This is a genomic window from Flavobacterium chungangensis, assembly GCF_042654045.1.
Classification (GTDB): Bacteria; Bacteroidota; Bacteroidia; order Flavobacteriales; family Flavobacteriaceae; genus Flavobacterium; species Flavobacterium chungangensis.
On the sequence record NZ_JBHSFY010000024.1, the window covers coordinates 32553 to 51064 of the forward strand.

Sequence of the window (18512 nt, forward strand, 5' to 3'; positions counted from 1 at the left end):
CTATTAAAACTTATAATTAAAAGTTAGACCGACGTTTGGTTTGAATGTTACATCGGCAGGATAAATTTCTGGACGCATCGAAAGTCTCTCGTTTACGTTAAATTGTATCAACGCGGCGTCAACATTGGCGTCGATTATATTTAAAACATAAAATCCGACAACGAATAAAGCAGATAAGTCTCTATTTCTTTGGTAGAATTTTTGTCCAGCAATAAGTCGGCTGTCATCCAGATATTTGTAATTGTCATCGTTATAGCCCTCTAATCTTCGTTTGTAGGCGTCACGATAGTCGTGGTATTTTTTATTATTGTCTATGTAGAAATACAAACTTGTTCCGATTGCTCCGTAAACCAATGGGATTTTCCAGTATTTTTTGTTGTATGCTTGACCTAAACCAGGTAAAACTGCAGAGTAAAAAGCTGCTTTTGCTGGTGTAAGCGGGTCTATTTCTTCTAATGATGTGGTGTCTTTTACGACCAAAACCGTGTCTTTTTTTACCTGGGCAAAAAGAGAAACGGTTCCTGTTAGAAAGAACAATAGACCAATGGGGACAATTTTATTCACTATCCGTTTATTAATTTCATAATTCTATTAAAGTCAGCTTCGGAATTAAATGGAATTGTAATTTTTCCTTTCCCGTTACCAGCGACTTTTATATCAACTTTTGAACCAAAATAATCGTTGAAAGAATTTTTTTGAGTTTCTCTAACTACGAATGCAGCATCAGCTTTTGGCTTTCCGTCTGCTTTTGGCTGTAAACCTTCGTGGTAATTTTTAACTAAAGCTTCTGTTTCGCGAACTGATAAATTTTGACTAACGATTTTTTGATAAATATCGGTTTGAACGTCTAAATCTTCAATGTTGATAATTGCTCTACCATGTCCCATACTGATAAAACCGTCACGAATACCTGTTTGGATAATCGGATCTAATTTTAAAAGACGCAAATAGTTGGCAATTGTCGAACGTTTTTTACCCACTCTTTCACTCATTTGTTCTTGAGTTAATTGAATTTCGTCGATTAAACGTTGGTATGATAAAGCAATCTCAATTGGATCTAAGTCATGACGTTGGATGTTTTCAACCAAAGCCATAACCAATGATTCGTTGTCATTTGCAATACGAATATAAGCAGGAACGTGAGTTAAGCCTACTAATTTAGACGCACGAAGACGACGCTCTCCAGAGATTAACTGGTATTTATTAAAATCTAATTTACGAACAGTAATAGGTTGAATCACACCAAGTTCTTTAATAGAAGTGGCTAACTCGCGTAATGATTCTTCATTAAAATTGCTTCTAGGCTGAAACGGATTTATTTCAATTGCACTTATTTCAAGTTCAATGATATTTCCAACAACTTTATCAGCATTTTTGTCTTCTACTGATTTAATGTCGTTTTCCGGATCTTTTAATAAGGCAGATAATCCTCTTCCTAAGGCTTGTTTTTTAATTACTTTTGTCATAAAAACTATTTACTGTTTTTCTTTATAATTTCTTGTGCTAAATGAATATAGTTTACGGCACCTTTGCTTGTTGCATCATAATTAATGATGCTTTCTCCAAAACTAGGAGCCTCACTTAGTTTTACATTTCGCTGAATTACAGTATCAAAAACCATATCGTTAAAGTGTTTTTGAACTTCTTCTACAACCTGATTTGATAAACGTAATCTTGAATCGTACATTGTTAATAATAAACCTTCAATGTCAAGATCTGGGTTGTGGATTTTTTGAATGCTTTTAATAGTGTTCAATAATTTTCCTAATCCCTCAAGTGCAAAATATTCACATTGAATAGGAATAACTACAGAATCTGCTGCTGTTAAAGCATTCAAGGTTAACAAACCTAAAGAAGGTGCACAGTCGATAATGATATAATCATATTCTTCTTTTGCTTCTTCCAATGCTTTTTTAAGCATGTATTCACGGTTTTCTTTGTCAACCAATTCAATTTCGATAGCAACAAGGTCAATGTGAGCAGGGATCACGTCAACGTTTGGAGCTGTACATTTTAAAACGGCTTCTTTTGGTGTTACAGTATGCTCAAGTATTTGGTAAGTTCCGGTTTCAACTGTTTCTACGTCAATTCCAAGACCAGATGTAGCATTGGCCTGTGGATCAGCGTCGATTAATAATACTTTTTTCTCTAAAACACCTAATGAGGCAGCAAGATTTACTGATGTAGTAGTCTTTCCAACGCCTCCTTTTTGATTAGCAATAGCAATGATTTTGCCCATTTATTTTCTGAATTTTGAACCGTAAAAATACAATTATTTATGGTTTCTGAAAATCTATTTTGTTAACATTTGTGAAAGTCTGCCTAATCGGGGTTTCATGGGTGTTTAATACAAAATAATTTTAGTTATAAATAAAATTATTAATAAGTTTTTGGGACAATTTGGTGCTATTCTTGCCTCAAAAAACCAAGAATCTAATTTTGGTACGAGAAAAACCTTTTATTTTAAAACCTCGATCGTGACATAAACTAAGCCACTTTTTTTATTAGATGCAATATCCATAAAAGCTCTTTTGCTGAGATCAATTTCTCTTCCATTAACAAAAGGTCCTCGATCCGTAATTTCTACGATTGTGAATTTATTGTTTGCCTCGTTTGTTATTTTTAGTATTGTGCCAAAAGGGAATTTTTTATGTGCAGCAGTAAGTTCGTTATTATTGAATCTTTTTCCGCTTGCTGTTTTTCTTCCATTAAATTTATCATGATAATAAGAAGCGTGGGCATTTTTTTTATATAAGACACTTTCTTTTGCTAATGAACATGAATCTATTGAAATGATGTTTTTTTCTTGCGCGATTATAGCAGTAGAAAAAACTAAAGCAATAAATAATAGAATCTTTTTCATTTTGTTTTCTTTTTTTATTTGGGGGCAAAAAAAAGCTATTAAAGAAAAAGAGATGTCTTGGATAAGGCATATTTGTGTTATAAAAAGACAAAATTTGCTGGTTTTGTAGTGTTTTTGATAAGAAAATTGCATTCAAAAACGGACTCGAAGGTTGAAGATTATTGCTATTTTGGGCTTTCTTAAAATTACAATTATTACAATCTATCAAACCACAAAATGAACATTCTTATGAGTAAAAAAGCAATTTCATTATTTACAGCATTTGCATTTATGCTGCTTTTATGCAGTTTTACTTCGTCGTTTTCGAATAACGAAAAAACAGAAGGAAATAAAAAAATTGAACGCAAAATTGTCTACAGTAAAAAGAAACATAGTATTACATTATCATGGTCGGCTTTTGGTACTTCTGGAAATTATATAATTAGTAGAGGGGGCAGCCGTTTGGCATCTGATTTTGTTTCAGTAGGATCAACTTCTAAATTGACTTTTACTGATAATAAGCCTAATGCAACTAAATATGAGAATTACTATAAAGTTACTCGCAATGATGTTACCATTATAATTTCACTCGAAAATCAGATTTTTGGAGATAATATATATATCTATGATAGAAAGCATGAAAAAGCTGAAACAGCCCGAAATGAAATTAACGCACAGTTTAGCAGTATCGGTTTAGGCGGTGCAAATGGAGAGTGGACAACAAAACGGCAAGCTTATTATTTTAAACCAAATGTGAATGGACAAACCTACGATGTTGGCGGATCGGGTTCTGCATCGTCTGCAACATCTAATGCTATCGAATTAGGATTTTATTCTCATATTGGAGGTTTAGGGAAAGTGCCTTCAGATGTTAAATTGGGAGCAATATTTACAAGACCTCATCTTTCGGGTGGAGCAAATGCGACTTGTACATTTTGGCGTTCCGTTGAAAATGTAGAAGTAATGCGTGATTTTTCATGGACGGTTTCTCAGTCAACTAGCGCCCGAAGATTACTGATTGAAAATACTTCAAAGTATATTTCGGATATTGGAGATACTAATTTCTGGGGCAGCGGAGGTTTTATTGCAGATACTCATTATACATCTGCAAGACCGAACTGGGGTGGACAGCAACAATGGTATACTAGAAATACTGTTTTTCCTTCCGGTTTTGGGGCTATGGGAGGATCGTATAATATGGTTTGGCAGGGTTGTGTAAATCCTCCAAAAGCAGATGATAGTAATTCTCCAATTTCGACAACTCCTATTATACGAGAAAAACCTTTTCTTTTTATCGATAATGACGGAGAATATAAAGTTTTTGTTCCGGCTTGGCAAAAGGATAGAGTTGGAGTTTCATGGTCGGCAACAGATATAGGAAAAGGTGAAATTCAAGATTTGATTGCAAATTGGTATGTGGCTAAAGAAGGAGATACTGATGTAGAAATTAATGCTGCATTGAAAGCGGGTAAAAATATATTTTTCACTCCGGGACATTATGCTTTAAATGCTCCGATTCAGGTAAACAGAAAAGATGCCATACTTCTGGGGGCTGGTATTGCTTCTGTGACGCTAGAGCCAACAGAAAAAAATACTTGGGGATGTATTTATGCTGATGATAAAGACGGAATTATCATTGCTGGACTTTTAATGGATTCATCGAATAGTACGACTTATCAAGTTAGAATTGGTAATGAAGGAGCAAATGCAGACCATAGTGCAGATCCTATTTTGCTTAGCGATATTACTTGCCGAGTGGGCGGGGTTCAGTCAAAAAATATTCAGATTCAGGCTTCTATTCAGATAAATAGTAACAATGTTGTAGGAGATCATTTCTGGTTGTGGCGTGCTGATCATGGTTCGCAGAAAGGTGGCGACGCACGTTGGAAAAGAGACAGATGTAAAAACGGACTTATTGTAGCGGGAAATGATGTGACGCTTTATGCCTTGTTTGTAGAGCATTATCAGGAATATGAAGTATTATGGTTAGGAGAACGTGGTCGAACTTTCTTCTTTCAAAACGAACCTCCTTACGATGCACCAAATCAAGCAAGTTGGAGCAGTCAAGGAGGAAGAGTCGATGGTTATGCTGCGTTTAAAGTAGCAAATTCGGTAAAAGAGCATCACACTATCGGAATGGGATCTTATGCGGTTTTTACAGGGACCGATGGTAATGTAAATAAGAAAAATGGTTTTGAAGCACCTAATAATCCAAATGTGAAATTGGAGAAAATGTGTATTACTCGTTTTGCAGGTTCAGGAAATATTCAGAATGTTATTAATGGTACTGGCGGAAGCACGGCAACTGGTGTAAAACGTGTGGCATCATATAGTAATGGAGAAGGCGTACAGCCTTTTGATGAAGAATTTGCTTTGCCTAGTGAAGAATCTTATCCTTCTTATATAAGTATGGAAAAATAAACTTAGATATTGATATTGATGTTTTTTGAAGATAAACCTCTAGAAATCGATTGATTTTTAGAGATTTATTTTAATATAGCCCGCGGTTTCAACCGCGGGGAACGTATTATAATCACGATGCGTATCCCGTGGTTGAAACCACGGGTTATGTTTTTAAAAGGATATTTTGAGAATGTCGAATTAAAGAAAAACAAAAAAGCCGAACATTTCTGTTCGGCTTTTGTCGGGGTGGCAGGATTCGAACCTGCGGCCTTCCCGCTTTAAGGCGGGACGCGATAATCGGGCTACGCTACAAATGATATATGAAATCTATGTCTTGTAGGTATCTTTTTGCGCCACGTTTTTTTATTTTAGTTTCTAAAATCATCGCTTCAGATCTTGAGTCAAGTTGAATTGTATAAATGATTTTCCAAGGGACGCCGTTTTTTTTAGACAAGGATTGTCCATTATTGTGTCTATTAAGTCTGTCTTCTATATCATTAGTTTGACCAATGTAGAACTTTTCTTTTTTAGCGCTGTAAAGAATATAAACGAAAAACATAAAGTGTAAAATTAAAGAAAAACAAAAAAGCCGAACATTTCTGTTCGGCTTTTGTCGGGGTGGCAGGATTCGAACCTGCGGCCTTCCCGCTTTAAGGCGGGACGCGATAACCGGGCTACGCTACAAATGATATATGAAATTTATGTCTTGTAGGTATCTTTTTGCACCACGTTTTTTTATTTTAGTTTCTAAAATCATCGCTTCAGATCTTGAGTCAAGTTGAATTGTATAAATGATTTTCCAAGGGACGCCGTTTTTTGTAGACAAGGATTGTCCATTATTGTGTCTATTAAGTCTGTCTTCCATATCATTAGTTTGACCAATGTAGAACTTTTCTTTTTTAGCGCTGTAAAGAATATAAACGAAAAACATAAAGTGTAAAATTTTAAGAAAAACAAAAAAGCCGAACATTTCTGTTCGGCTTTTGTCGGGGTGGCAGGATTCGAACCTGCGGCCTCCTGCTCCCAAAGCAGGCGCGATAACCGGGCTACGCTACACCCCGAAGATGTAATTTTGTTGTAGTGCCCGAAAGCGGATGCAAAGATATAAATAAATTTGATTTGTAAAAGAAAAAAATGAAAATAAATAAAACTTATTTCCACATAGCTATTTCAGATTTATTTTAGACGTTATTTTTTATAATAAAGTTTACATTTGCAACTCAAAAATACTATTACTATGTCAAATACAATCGAAAAAATTAAATGCCTTATTATAGGTTCTGGTCCTGCAGGTTATACTGCTGCTATTTATGCGGCTAGAGCTAACATGAATCCAGTATTATATCAAGGAATGCAGCCTGGTGGTCAATTGACAACTACTAATGAGGTTGAAAACTTTCCTGGTTATGTTGATGGAGTAACAGGACCTGAAATGATGATTCAGTTACAAGAACAAGCAAAACGTTTTGGTGCAGACATTCGTGACGGATGGGCAACAAAAGTTGATTTTTCTGGAGATATTCATAAAGTTTGGATTAACGATACAATCGAATTGCACTGTGAGACTGTAATTATTTCTACAGGTGCTTCGGCTAAATATTTAGGATTGCCATCAGAACAGCACTATTTAAATATGGGTGGTGGAGTTTCTGCTTGTGCAGTTTGCGACGGATTCTTCTACAGAAACCAAGATGTTGTTATTGTTGGAGCAGGAGATTCTGCTTGCGAAGAAGCACATTACTTATCTAAACTTTGTAAAAAAGTAACGATGTTGGTTAGAAGCGAAAAATTTAGAGCTTCTAAAATCATGGAAGAGCGTGTTCGTAAAACTGAAAATATCGAGATTTTAATGAATCATGATACAGTTGAAGTTTTAGGAGACAACAATGTTGTTCATGCTATTAAAGCTTTAAACAAAACAACTGGCGAAACAATCGAAATTCCTGCAACTGGTTTCTTCGTGGCAATTGGTCACAAGCCAAATACAGATATTTTTAAAGATTACATTGCTCTTGACGAAACAGGATATATTGTAAACACTCCAGGAACATCTAAAACAAATGTAGATGGTGTTTTCGTAGCTGGTGATGCTGCAGATAATGTATACCGTCAGGCAATTACTGCTGCGGGTACAGGATGTATGGCGGCTTTGGATGCTGAAAGATATTTGGCTTCAAAGGAGTAAGTTAAAAAGTTTCAGGTTTCAAGTTGTTGGAACTTTGAAATCTTTGTAATAAAAAATCCCAGTCTAAAATTTTAGACTGGGATTTTTTCTTTTTCATTATATTTTAAACTTTAAAAAGTTTACAATGTCGTTGTTTTTGCTTTTGTTGCGCCTGGCTTTTTAATTAGTTTTGCTTCTTCGCTAAAGCGTGTAAGGTCTATTTTGGGGTCGCCATATAATGAAATTTCAGACTTATCTCCAGCGGCTATTGCAATAGTAGTATCTGCTAGAATAGTAGCAACGGCAGAACCTTCAGTGGTAACATTTGCATCTTTCAAAGTAAATTTTGTTCCTGTAAAAACAGAATTATTGTCTAATCTAATAGTTGCTTTTTCGGCAATGCCTTCAATTGCAGCAGTCGATTTTTGATACAAATCACATTTGAATTTTACAGCAGAAACCAATGTTTTAACCACGGCATTTTTACTCAATTGTAAATTTCCGTCCTCGGCTTTTAAGTTTAACTCTGTTCTAGATTTATCATCGGCAATTAAAGTAAATTTCTTTGCATTTACATTAAGATACAATTTAGAATAATCAACGCAATTCATTGTAATATCATCTAATTGCAATTCCTGAATAGCATATACTATAGCTTCATTTTTAGTGATTACTTTATTTAATGATTTAGTATAAGTAACCTTAACAGATAATTTCTTGAATATAGAAGATTCTTTATTGGTATATAATCGAAGTGTTTTTTCTCTTAAATCCATTCCAATGATATCGTGAAGATTGTCATCGGCTTCAATTTTAATTTCGTTTTTTTCTCCTTGTTCCAAATAAACTTCAATATTATCATCGACTTCAAGGGCATCAAAACTTCCAACTTCTTTTACTGACGTTGTCACAATTTTAGAACCTTTAATTTTTTCTCTTTTTTGAGCGAAAGTCAGTGTCGTAACAAATACTAATAGGAGCAGGGCTGTACTTTTTTTCATTAATTCTAGATTTGATTTTGACAAATATAAAAAAATCATCCACTTTTGATGAATGATTTCGTTTATATTTAACAGTTGCTTTTTTAGCTTTTATTTACACTTCCGCCAGATGTTGCCGATTTTTCAATAGTTTTTGGAGTGCCGCTATAGTTAATATTTCCTCCACTAGAAGCATCTGCTTTTAAGCTTAAGATTGGTTTTACAGAAACTGTTCCTCCGCTAGAAGCATCTGCCTGAACCTCATTAGCCATTAACTTTTCGGCATCAATGCTTCCTCCGCTTGAAACAGAAGTAGTAAGGCTTAATGCTTTACCTTCAATATCGATAGAACTTCCGCTTCCAGCATCTATTGCAATTCTATCCGATTCGATTTTAACATCCATTGACGCTGCGCTTGAAGCTTCTAAAGTAATATCTTCGCCCTGAACAAGTCCTTCAGTTTCAACAGTTGAAGCACTTGAAGCTTCAATTTTATGAACAACAGGCATTTTTACCGTTACTGTTTTTGATGTAATGTTACGGAAAGAGCTGTATTTGCATTCTATAATAAGTGTTCCGTTTTCTACTTTAGTTACGATTTCTTTTTGAAGATTGTCATCAGCTTCAACGGTAATTTCTGTAGCGTCAGATTGTACAATAACCAAATCGATAGCATTGCTTACAGAGATGTTTTTAAACTCTCCTTGAACGGTTCTTTTTTCTGTTGTAACATTGCCGCTTCCTTCAATTGCATTCATGTTAAAATTACACGAAGCAAACAATAAAGCAGTTATAGTTATGATTATAAATTTCGTAATATGAATGATTATTTTTATCATGGTTTAGTTAATTTTGATTATTACTCCGTTTTTATCAGTGGTTAGTCTTCCTTTAGTTTTTTTTCCGTTAATAACTTCTTTTCCGTTAATTTTAACCGAAACTTCTCTTACCGTATCATTGGCTTCAATTTGAGCATCATTAATGGCATTATTAACTTCTTCGTTTATATTCTCGTAGTCAGTTTCATCGTTATCATTATCCTCATCAGCAGGACAGTTTAAACATTTTACTTTAGAACCGATAACTTTGTAATTGTAATCTCCGTTGTAATTTAATTCAAAGAAATTGTCATCTGAGTTATAGTAATCTCTTACAGAAGAATCTGGTTTAACTAATTGCCCTTCTGGTAAGTAAAGATAGATGTCAACTTCTTGGCCTCTAAATTTGTTTTTTACATCTGTCAGAAAATAGTTATCCAAAATTAAATGATTTCCGTTAACTTGAAACTTATAATCGATTTTTTCTGCTCTTTTTTTAGCATTTGTAAAAGAGTTTCCTCTTGCACTTTTTTCAATCTGCATAAACGGAGCTGATTCGTCTGTGTGTAATACGTGTATACGTACATCATTAGAATAAATCAGTTCTTTGTTTGCAGAATCTTGCACAAACTCAAATTCTCTATAGTGGTTTAAGCTTTTTGTGTAATAATCATTGTACTTGAACTTAATATATAAAGTATCAGTAGGTTTGATTGCCAGAACTTTTTTCTCTACTACTTTATTATCGTATGAAATTTCAGTTGCCTGTTTGATTCCAATACTAGTAAGAATTGCGATAGAAATAATCCAAAGAGCTAAAAGCGTATATTTTGTGATGTTTCCGATTGATTTTAAATTTGGAGATAACAGTTTAAATCCTAAAAGAGTTAAGAAGAAAAACGGAATTCCAACAGCAAAGAACATTAACAATCCGAATGACCAAAGCGGGTATTCTGTAAAGTTTCCAGCTTCAACAAAATTCTGCCAAGGGAAATCGATAAAAATATTAGTTCCTAAAGTAAATACGCCAATCAATAACATGATTAAGGTAGAAATCCCTGAGATAATTAGAATTACTCCTAAAAATTTAGCAAAGATTTTAAAAATCGTCATGACAAAGTCTCCAAATGAACTACTTATTCTCCCAGCTCCCGACTTTACCTGGTTTCCCATTTTGTCATAATCCGCATTTTTGAATTTCTCAGAAAGCGAATCAATTTCTTCTCTAACTTTTTTTTCGATGTTAGAAATCGTTACTGGTTCTCCTGTCATTTCCAATTTTTCAGATGTTGTAACGGCTTCAGGAGTTACAATCCAAAGAACGAAGTAAGCTAAGATTCCTGTTCCAAAACCTGCAAAAACGAAGATTAAGAATATGATTTTAATCCAAACCGCGTCAATTCCGAAATAATGTCCTAAACCTGTCGCTACACCGCCAATCATACCATTTTCTTTGTCACGATATAATTTTTTGTGTTTTCTTGCACTGTAGTTATTGAAAGATTGATTTGCATTTTCTTCGTCTTCAATTCTATAATCTTCTGGTTGACCCATTACCGCAATCACTTCGTCAACATCTTTCAGTCCAACAACATGTTTTTCGCTTTTTTGTTTTTCTGTCAACAATTCAGAAACACGCATTTCGATATCTTTAATAATTTCGTCTTGTCCAGATGAGTTGTTAAGTGATCGTTTTATAGCGTCAAAGTAGCGTGTCAATTTTAAGTATGCATCTTCATCGATGTGAAAAAACATCCCGCCTAAGTTAATATTTACTGTTTTGTTCATGACTTATTGATTTTGATTGGTGATTAGATTTACGGCGTCAGATAATTCTGTCCAGGTGCCGCTAAGTTCGTTTAAAAAAGTTTGTCCTATCTCGGTTAACCCATAATATTTTCGTGGTGGCCCAGAGGTCGATTCTTCCCAGCGATAATTAAGTAAACCGTCATTTTTTAATCTAGTTAACAACGGGTAAACGGTTCCTTCTACAACTAGTAATTTTGCGTTTTTTAAAGTGTCTAATATTTCAGATGTATATGCGTCTTTTTCTTTTAGAACTGATAAGATGCAAAACTCAAGAACACCTTTGCGCATCTGTGCTTTTGTGTTTTCAATGTTCATAATTTCATTTTGTTTTTTTTTGATTGAACAATTCGTTTTTTGATTGATGATAATTTGATTGATGATTGATTGCGAAACTTATTTGATTTGATTGATGTTTCGACTATAACTTTTAATTTTTTAGTGTCACTTTATAAAAGGAATCGTAAGCGGATATTTATATAATTCTCCGTTTGAAGCTTTTATTGAAGCATAGATCACTAAAAAGAATTCAACAAATTTTAAAACTCCAAAAAGGACCACAGCGGTAATTCCGACACTTAAAAGTCCAATGTTTGCTTGAAAGTTAAAGTTTCTAATTACAAAATCGTCGTCATTAAAAACAGCTTCTAACGGAAGATTCTGCAAAAAAACAGTAACGAAAATCGGAATAGCAATAAGCGCTAAGATCAAACTGTAAAGCAAAATGCTTAACTGAAAATTTAAAGCTTGTTTTCCGTGATGATCTGCAAATTCAGACTTGTCTTTATAGTTTGTCCAAATGATTAGCGGAAAAATATAGTTCCCAAACGGGATTATATATTGGCTTAAAGTACTCAAATGAGTAAATGATGCTGTATTCTTTTCTGATGTTTTTTCCATGATTAAAAGTATATAGTAATTTCTTATGCAAATATATGTCTAAAAGACAGTATCTTGTTTTACATAGTACCAAATATTAACAAAATATTAACAAATTTAAAACTGTTAGATAACTTTTAAAAGGCTGAAAAATCATTCCGAATCCACGTCTTTATTGGGTTTCTTTTGATATATGAATAATTTATTGTGCATGCATAGTTTTTTTGTATTTTTACAAGAAAAAACAAAGCATATGGCACTTTCGGTCTCAAAACTTAACAAATTCGTCTTATTCAAATTACCTTCTGCATACTTTTGTGGTGTGCGTGTAAAAGCAATTGATAGTGATAGTTGCATTGTAAGTGTCAAGCATCGCTGGATCAATCAGAACCCGTTTAACTCCATGTATTTTGCTGTTCAAGCTATGGCGGCAGAGCTTACAACGGGAGCTTTAGTGATTTCTCAGATTCAGCAAAGTGGAAAAAAGATTTCGATGTTAGTAGCCAACAACAAAGGAAACTTTACCAAAAAAGCGACAGGAAGAATTACTTTTGTCTGCAATGACGGACATTTAATTACAGAGGCAATAAAGAAAACCATAGAAACTGGAGAAGGGCAGACGTTCTGGATGAAATCTATTGGAACAAACGAAGAAGGAGTTCAGGTTTCTGAAATGGATTTTGAATGGAGTATTAGGGTGAAATAAATGTATACATATCAGTTAGCAAAAAAAGCAGTAATTTTTTTACTGCTTTTTTTATTGTAACTAATTTATAATCAGTATTTTTATGGTGTAAAAATAGAAGTCCTTAAATTTAAGGACTTCTATTTTTCAAAATGTGAAAGAACATGATCTTTTTGTGTTTTTTATTATAAGCCTTCCATTCTAATCTAACTTTTTTCTTTCTCGGTTGTTAGTATAACGAATTGTCCCCAATTCTTAACAATTATCTGTTACAATTAGCCTGCAAGGTTAAAATTGTTCGTGTTTTTTAGTTGCATCCACAAATATTAAATTGTCTTTATCTGTTGTTTATTAGTCTTTTAGCGGTAAAATTTTATTTCATTAAAATGAATTTTGCCCGCCCAATTTTATAAGGGGATAAATTTTAAACATAAAGAAAATTAAACTAATAAAATACGGCTAAATATCTTAAAGTCAATTGATTTATGAATATGCAAGTCTCATTATTTGTTTAATTAAAAAAACAATTTATGAAAACAAAAATTACTTCGCTTTTTATCTTTATCTCCACATTTTTACTCAGCATTAATTTGCATGCGCAAACCGTAACAGGTATTGCCAGCAATAATGGCTGTCAAAATAGCGGAATTGTAACTGCCAGCAGCACTGGTTTGGGAGCAACACCACAGTATCAGCTTTTAAGAGCAGGTGTTGTTGTTTCGCCTGTACCTGGAGATAATACGCAGTTTACTAACAATCCTGTATTTACCGGATTATCCTCAGGAACATATGTCGTAAATGGCAGGGCAACATCTGGAGGAACAGTTTTTTCAAGCGCTAATATTGCTGTTACAGACGGCTATCTAGCTCGAACAGTTACTACCCCTACAAAAGTAGCCGGTTGTGTTGGAGGAACAGCTGTATTGACTACCACAACAACTAACGGACAGCCACCCTTTACGTATACGATTGCTGCGCAGGCTGCTCCCGGAACAATTCTACAAAATAGCGGGCCAATTAGCCTCCGAACTTTTACATTTAATGTGCTTCCTAAAGATAATTATTTAGTCAGTGTTACTGATAATTGTGGACAGACTATAACGGGAGCAACTTCTATTTCTGATCCAACAGTTAGTTTGGCAGATATTAAGTTGGGAACTTTTGCTTTTCCAAGCCATTCAACTATTTTTAATTGCTCTACTCCTCTTATAATTGATAATCAGGCACTATTTCAATATATTGCAAATAGTACAACATTATCACCAGCAGATGCGGCCAATTTTACTTGGAAAGTAAAATACCAGGGGCAATTGTATGGTAAAGATATTGACGGAGATGGGTACAGCGATATAGGAGGTGATGGTTATTCTCCATTGTTTGAAAAAGTAACCATGCCTGTAACTGCGACAAGAGCAGATATGGAAGCAGATATGTTAAATATGAAAGTTGTCTTAATCGATAATTGCGGTAACACTAAGGAATTTCCGATTACTCCAATATTAGGATATATTAGACCTTTCAATTGCAGTGGTGCCGGAATTGTTTCTGTACAGGCTAACAGAATTTCCTGTTATCCAGTAAATATGACATTTACTAATATTGCTAACCCATCAGATGTTATTACAAGATCGGTATCAGATGTAATAGAAGCTATTAGTGGTTTTACTGCAGGTGCAACTTATCATGTTGATTATATTGATGCCCAAGGTTACACAACAGGTAACTTCCCCCTTCCAGCTTCACAAAACATAACAATACCTTCTAGTCCGTCAGTAACTATTAATCAACTTGTTTCAGGTGTTCAGCCAAGCTTAAATTATTTAAACTATGGCAGATTGATTCTAAATATAAACCCATTTGAAACGGGAGATACTATAAACTATACTGTAATGGCATCTACTAATCCTTTGATTCCAGTAGGATATACCGGAAGTACTGCATTAAATGCTAGTGGTAATGCATATCTGCAATTACCTGCTGGTCCTTCTGGATATTTTCCAAAAGGAAATTACACATTGCAAGTTCAAACCGATTGCGATACAAAAACATTAAATGTAGTTGTTCAAGGGTATACAGCATCTTTATCCGGTTACACGACTACCCCAGTCTGCGGAGGCTTTAATTATGTGATGAATGGAAATTTTGATGTGGCAAATGCCTATCAGGTAATTATCGTTTCGGGACCTTCAAGTGTTGGTCAGGTTAGAGATTTAGCGAGCACAACAGCTTCGCTTCCTTTCAATGGTCTTAGTTACGGCACTTATGTTTTTGGTCTCCGTATAAAAGGAGGAACTTTAAACGTTCTTACTCAGACGGTCACTTATGATGCCAGCAATGCTATTATTGTAGATAAAACTAATACCGGAGGTTATGTCTGCGCTACAGGTGCAACTAACGGAGTGCTGACCATTACGGCAGTGTCTAATTCGCCGTCGCCGGGAGATGTATTGCAATATGCTCTAAGTACGGATGGAGGCAATACATATAGTGCTTACCAAAGCGGCAATACTTTTGGCGGGCTTACAGATGCTACTTATTATTTTAAAATACAAGATGGATGCGGGAATGTTATTACCCAGTCTGTTCAGATTGGTGTAGCTGCTGCTCCGGATGCGACAGCAGATGGCTTAACAACTCCTGCCACAATATGTAATCTCACATCGGGTACTGTACAGTTAGATGTTGACATATTGGGTGCGCTTTCTTATTTATGGACAGGTCCGGGAATTAATGCCTCAAACCAAGCATTAAAAGATCCTTTAATAAATTACGCTGATCTTGCGGTTGGCGCAAATAACTATACCTGCACAGTAACGCTTGGAGCACCATGTAACAGCAATACCATTTCTAATTTAACAATAAATGTCAATCCGGCTCCTGCAATTGTTATTACAGATCCAGCTTCGGTCTGTACTCCAAATGCAATAGATATTACGGCACCTTCAGTTACAGCAGGAAGTGATGTAGGGCTTACTTACACATATTTTTCAGATGATGCCGCCACTGCTGCCATTGCAGTTCCTTCTGCAATAACTACTCGCGGAACTTACTACATAAAAGGAACCAATACTAACGGATGCAGTACAATTGTTCCCGTTAATGTGACTGTTAATGATCTGCCTACGGCATCAATATCATATTTGGACAATCCATATTGCCAGATAGGTACAGCTATACCTGAGCAGCTTGAAACAGGTGGAGGAACTTATTCTTCTGATCCAGGTTTAATTATAGATATAAATACAGGAGAAATTGACCTTGTGGCTTCTACAGCAGGAGATCATACAATCACTTATACATTTAGCGACGGCAGCTGTTCTAATACTACAACTGCTATTATAACTATAAATCCTCTTCCTGTAGCTACAATTAGTTATCCTAATGGGCCTTATTGTAATAGAGGAACTGTAACTTCTACTGAAACAGGTGTAGCGAATGGTATTTATACATCAGATACTGGGTTAAGTATTAACCAGACAACAGGAGAAATCAATCTAGAATCATCAACACCTGGAACTTATACTATTATTTATTCTTTTAGTAATGGTAGTTGTTCTGATGCTACCACTAGTACTATAACAATAAATGAAACGGTACTTCCAACGCCTCTCTCAGATGTAACGGCTGAATGCTCTATTATACCGACAGCACCAACATTAACAGATCCTTGTGCAGGAACAATCATAGGTACGACATCCACGATACTTCCAATTAATACACAGGGGAGGACAGTTATAACCTGGACTTTTGATTATGGAGATGGATTTTTACAAACTATCGATCAAAATATAATAATTGATGATATAACCCCACCAGTTGTGCCGATATTGGCGGACATAACAGGAGAATGTTCCGCAATGCCGACAGTTCCAACAGCAACAGATGCCTGTGTGGGAATTATCACAGGAACAACAGCGACAGTTTTTCCAATAACGGCACAGGGAACAACTGTTGTGGTTTGGACATTTGACGACGGAAATGGAAATATTTCAACGGCAAACCAGAATGTAATTATTGATGATGAAACACCGCCTTTGGTACCTATACTGGCGGACGTAACTGGAGAATGTTCCGCAACGCCGACAGTTCCAACAGCAACAGATGCCTGCGCGGGAATCATCACAGGAACAACAGCGACAGTTTTCCCAATTACGGCACAAGGAACAACGGTGGTAACTTGGAGTTTTGATGACGGAAATGGCAACATCTCTACGGCAGACCAGAATGTAATTATTAAGGATATAACTGCTCCTGCAGTTCCAGTTTTGGCTGACGTGACAGGCGAATGTTCGGGAGCCCCAACAGCACCGACTGCCACAGATAATTGTTCTGGTACGATAACAGGAACAACTACAACACTATTTCCAATCACAGCCCAGGGCACAACAGTTGTGACATGGAATTTTGATGATGGAAACGGAAATATTTCAACAGCGAACCAGAATGTAATTATCGATGATATCACCCCTCCAAATATCCCTATTTTGGCGGATATTACTGGACAGTGTAATGTTACACCAGTAATACCAACAACAACAGACGCGTGTGCTGGAATAATTACAGGAGTTACAACATCAGCTTTCCCAATAACAAATCCAGGAACGACAGTTATTACCTGGACATTTAATGACGGTAATGGTAATAGTGTAACGGCAAATCAGAATGTGATTATTAGCCAGATTGTTTTGGCAGGAGCAGAAACTGCGGCTTGTTCTTCTACACAGCCTGGATATAATATTACTTTATCAGTAACAGGTCAGGCGCCTTATACTGCTACTGGAACTGGAGCACCGGGAACGTGGTCGGGAAATGCGTGGACATCAGGACTTATCAGTTCGGGAACCAATTATAATGTGAACTTTCAGGATGCAAGTGCTTGTAATACAGTAAATATAGCTGGAATTTCGCCAAACTGCTGCCGTTTCAGTGTGATCTGTCCGACTTTCCAGCCAACTTCAGTACAATGTTACGAGGAGCTTCCTTCGGCAGTGAATCTGACAGAAGCACAATTCGAAGCCTTAGGAAATGGAGACGGACGTATAGCAGATACCCGATGTGGAGTGGTTGAAATTACAGCATCAAATGGAGCGGATCCAGGTTGTAATGCCAATGTAACAAGAACTTATACGATAACAGAATATGCGGATGCCAACAGCAACGGAGTTCGCGATGCAGGAGAAAATACTGTTCTGGATGCAGCAACGTGTGCACAGACGATATTAATTCATGATACTACAGCGCCAGTATTTGCAGAAACACTGCCGCAGGCAACAATAACAGCAGACTGTGATACTATTCCTCCAGCCCAAACTTTTACAGCTACGGATAATTGCGGCAGTACAACAGTAGCTTATGACGAGCAGAGAGTTGAAGGGGATTGCGCTAGCAGATATTCACTGATCAGAACTTGGACAGCATCAGATAATTGCGGAAATCAGAATTCCTTTGTACAGACAGTAAATGTCTCTTGCGTAGAAGAAGTTTACAACGCTGTATCAGTAAACGGTGACGGATTAAATGACAGTTTCTTTATAAAAGGAATTGACTGCTATCCAGACAATAAAGTGAAAATCTACAATAGATACGGAGTAATTGTCTACGAGAAAAATGGCTATGACAATGTTACCAATCCGTTTCAGGGATTCTCAGACGGACGTGCAACTGTTGCGAGAGGGAACAAACTTCCGACAGGAACTTATTTCTACACATTAGAATATGACAGCAATGGAAAAAAAGTCGAGAAAGCAGGATATCTGTATGTAAATAGCCAGTAATAAAAATATAATTCTATAAAAAAAAGACCTCAAGGAATGCACTGCCCCCAAAAAGTTAGACGCTATTTGGGGGCATTTTTATGGAAAGAAAAGTCAAGCACAGCTATGAATTCAAACTTGAGTGTGTAGAATTAGTAGTTGTTAAACATTATTCATTTGCA

The 18512-nt window shown here is 35.7% G+C and carries 15 protein-coding genes and 1 tRNA gene; 4 read left to right on the forward strand and 12 right to left on the reverse strand.

Annotation, left to right across the window (positions count from 1 at the left end; translation table 11 throughout):
- Positions 1-3 precede the first annotated feature (3 nt).
- The 4 genes from ACFO3N_RS24385 to ACFO3N_RS24400 form a co-directional block, all read right to left on the reverse strand.
- Positions 4-564 (reverse strand): DUF5683 domain-containing protein, encoded by a 561-nt coding sequence (locus ACFO3N_RS24385; protein ID WP_248728129.1) that lies wholly within the window; start codon positions 562-564, stop codon positions 4-6.
- The gene (locus tag ACFO3N_RS24390) at positions 564-1466 is read right to left on the reverse strand and encodes a ParB/RepB/Spo0J family partition protein (protein ID WP_095929441.1); all 903 of its coding nucleotides are present in this window, start codon (positions 1464-1466) and stop codon (positions 564-566) included. The genes ACFO3N_RS24385 and ACFO3N_RS24390 overlap by 1 nt, the downstream gene beginning before the upstream one ends.
- A 5-nt stretch (positions 1467-1471) precedes the next feature.
- Positions 1472-2239, reverse strand: a complete 768-nt coding sequence (locus tag ACFO3N_RS24395) for a ParA family protein (protein ID WP_008464569.1) — start codon at positions 2237-2239, stop codon at positions 1472-1474.
- 219 nt (positions 2240-2458) lie between these two features.
- Positions 2459-2863 carry a septal ring lytic transglycosylase RlpA family protein gene (locus ACFO3N_RS24400; protein ID WP_379801440.1) on the reverse strand — a complete coding sequence of 135 codons (405 nt, stop codon included), beginning with the start codon at positions 2861-2863 and terminating at the stop codon, positions 2459-2461.
- A 228-nt stretch (positions 2864-3091) separates the two neighbouring features.
- On the opposite strand from ACFO3N_RS24400, the gene ACFO3N_RS24405 reads away from it, so the two are divergent.
- On the forward strand, positions 3092-5263 hold the full coding sequence (locus ACFO3N_RS24405) for a hypothetical protein (protein ID WP_379801441.1): 2172 nt from the start codon (positions 3092-3094) through the stop codon (positions 5261-5263).
- A gap of 289 nt (positions 5264-5552) precedes the next feature.
- Here the strand turns inward: ACFO3N_RS24405 and ACFO3N_RS24410 are convergent, their stop codons facing one another.
- The 3 genes from ACFO3N_RS24410 to ACFO3N_RS24420 all read right to left on the reverse strand — a co-directional run bounded on the left by ACFO3N_RS24410 (position 5553) and on the right by ACFO3N_RS24420 (position 6306).
- Positions 5553-5804, reverse strand: coding sequence for a GIY-YIG nuclease family protein (locus tag ACFO3N_RS24410; RefSeq protein ID WP_379801442.1), 252 nt, complete (start codon positions 5802-5804; stop codon positions 5553-5555).
- Positions 5805-5924: 120 nt separating this feature from the next.
- Positions 5925-6215, reverse strand: a complete 291-nt coding sequence (locus ACFO3N_RS24415; protein ID WP_379801443.1) for a GIY-YIG nuclease family protein — start codon at positions 6213-6215, stop codon at positions 5925-5927.
- A gap of 16 nt (positions 6216-6231) precedes the next feature.
- Positions 6232-6306 (reverse strand) — tRNA-Pro (locus ACFO3N_RS24420).
- A gap of 176 nt (positions 6307-6482) precedes the next feature.
- Here ACFO3N_RS24420 and trxB point away from each other — a divergent pair.
- On the forward strand, positions 6483-7430 hold the full coding sequence (trxB, locus tag ACFO3N_RS24425) for a thioredoxin-disulfide reductase (RefSeq protein WP_379801444.1): 948 nt from the start codon (positions 6483-6485) through the stop codon (positions 7428-7430).
- Positions 7431-7549: 119 nt separating this feature from the next.
- Here trxB and ACFO3N_RS24430 read toward each other — a convergent pair whose 3' ends face one another.
- The 5 genes from ACFO3N_RS24430 to ACFO3N_RS24450 form a co-directional block, all read right to left on the reverse strand.
- On the reverse strand, positions 7550-8410 hold the full coding sequence (locus tag ACFO3N_RS24430; protein ID WP_379801445.1) for a GIN domain-containing protein: 861 nt from the start codon (positions 8408-8410) through the stop codon (positions 7550-7552).
- 83 nt (positions 8411-8493) lie between these two features.
- The gene (locus ACFO3N_RS24435; RefSeq protein ID WP_379801446.1) at positions 8494-9228 is read right to left on the reverse strand and encodes a head GIN domain-containing protein; all 735 of its coding nucleotides are present in this window, start codon (positions 9226-9228) and stop codon (positions 8494-8496) included.
- A 3-nt stretch (positions 9229-9231) separates the two neighbouring features.
- The gene (locus ACFO3N_RS24440; RefSeq protein WP_379801447.1) at positions 9232-10995 is read right to left on the reverse strand and encodes a PspC domain-containing protein; all 1764 of its coding nucleotides are present in this window, start codon (positions 10993-10995) and stop codon (positions 9232-9234) included.
- Positions 10996-10998: 3 nt separating this feature from the next.
- A complete protein-coding gene (locus tag ACFO3N_RS24445; protein WP_008464689.1) occupies positions 10999-11331 on the reverse strand; it encodes a PadR family transcriptional regulator in 333 nt (110 codons plus the stop codon).
- A gap of 126 nt (positions 11332-11457) precedes the next feature.
- Positions 11458-11913 carry a DUF4870 domain-containing protein gene (locus tag ACFO3N_RS24450; protein ID WP_095929566.1) on the reverse strand — a complete coding sequence of 152 codons (456 nt, stop codon included), beginning with the start codon at positions 11911-11913 and terminating at the stop codon, positions 11458-11460.
- A gap of 232 nt (positions 11914-12145) precedes the next feature.
- Here ACFO3N_RS24450 and ACFO3N_RS24455 point away from each other — a divergent pair, with 232 nt between their 5' ends.
- Both ACFO3N_RS24455 and ACFO3N_RS24460 read left to right on the forward strand, forming a co-directional pair.
- A complete protein-coding gene (locus tag ACFO3N_RS24455; RefSeq protein ID WP_250837311.1) occupies positions 12146-12598 on the forward strand; it encodes a DUF4442 domain-containing protein in 453 nt (150 codons plus the stop codon).
- 509 nt (positions 12599-13107) lie between these two features.
- Positions 13108-18351 carry a T9SS type B sorting domain-containing protein gene (locus tag ACFO3N_RS24460; protein ID WP_379801448.1) on the forward strand — a complete coding sequence of 1748 codons (5244 nt, stop codon included), beginning with the start codon at positions 13108-13110 and terminating at the stop codon, positions 18349-18351.
- Positions 18352-18512: the final 161 nt, after the last annotated feature.

Excerpts from the sequence above, each read along its gene's own strand:
- ACFO3N_RS24435 (WP_379801446.1), bottom strand. The coding sequence starts at position 9,228 with ATGATAAAAATAATCATTCATATTACGAAATTTATAATCATAACTATA.
- ACFO3N_RS24455 (WP_250837311.1), top strand. The coding sequence starts at position 12,146 with ATGGCACTTTCGGTCTCAAAACTTAACAAATTCGTCTTATTCAAATTA.
- ACFO3N_RS24405 (WP_379801441.1), top strand. The coding sequence starts at position 3,092 with ATGAGTAAAAAAGCAATTTCATTATTTACAGCATTTGCATTTATGCTG.
- ACFO3N_RS24415 (WP_379801443.1), bottom strand. The coding sequence starts at position 6,215 with ATGTTCGGCTTTTTTGTTTTTCTTAAAATTTTACACTTTATGTTTTTC.
- ACFO3N_RS24450 (WP_095929566.1), bottom strand. The coding sequence starts at position 11,913 with ATGGAAAAAACATCAGAAAAGAATACAGCATCATTTACTCATTTGAGT.
- trxB (WP_379801444.1), top strand. The coding sequence starts at position 6,483 with ATGTCAAATACAATCGAAAAAATTAAATGCCTTATTATAGGTTCTGGT.
- ACFO3N_RS24445 (WP_008464689.1), bottom strand. The coding sequence starts at position 11,331 with ATGAACATTGAAAACACAAAAGCACAGATGCGCAAAGGTGTTCTTGAG.
- ACFO3N_RS24440 (WP_379801447.1), bottom strand. The coding sequence starts at position 10,995 with ATGAACAAAACAGTAAATATTAACTTAGGCGGGATGTTTTTTCACATC.
- ACFO3N_RS24395 (WP_008464569.1), bottom strand. The coding sequence starts at position 2,239 with ATGGGCAAAATCATTGCTATTGCTAATCAAAAAGGAGGCGTTGGAAAG.
- ACFO3N_RS24390 (WP_095929441.1), bottom strand. The coding sequence starts at position 1,466 with ATGACAAAAGTAATTAAAAAACAAGCCTTAGGAAGAGGATTATCTGCC.
- ACFO3N_RS24400 (WP_379801440.1), bottom strand. The coding sequence starts at position 2,863 with ATGAAAAAGATTCTATTATTTATTGCTTTAGTTTTTTCTACTGCTATA.
- ACFO3N_RS24430 (WP_379801445.1), bottom strand. The coding sequence starts at position 8,410 with ATGAAAAAAAGTACAGCCCTGCTCCTATTAGTATTTGTTACGACACTG.
- ACFO3N_RS24410 (WP_379801442.1), bottom strand. The coding sequence starts at position 5,804 with ATGTTTTTCGTTTATATTCTTTACAGCGCTAAAAAAGAAAAGTTCTAC.
- ACFO3N_RS24460 (WP_379801448.1), top strand. The coding sequence starts at position 13,108 with ATGAAAACAAAAATTACTTCGCTTTTTATCTTTATCTCCACATTTTTA.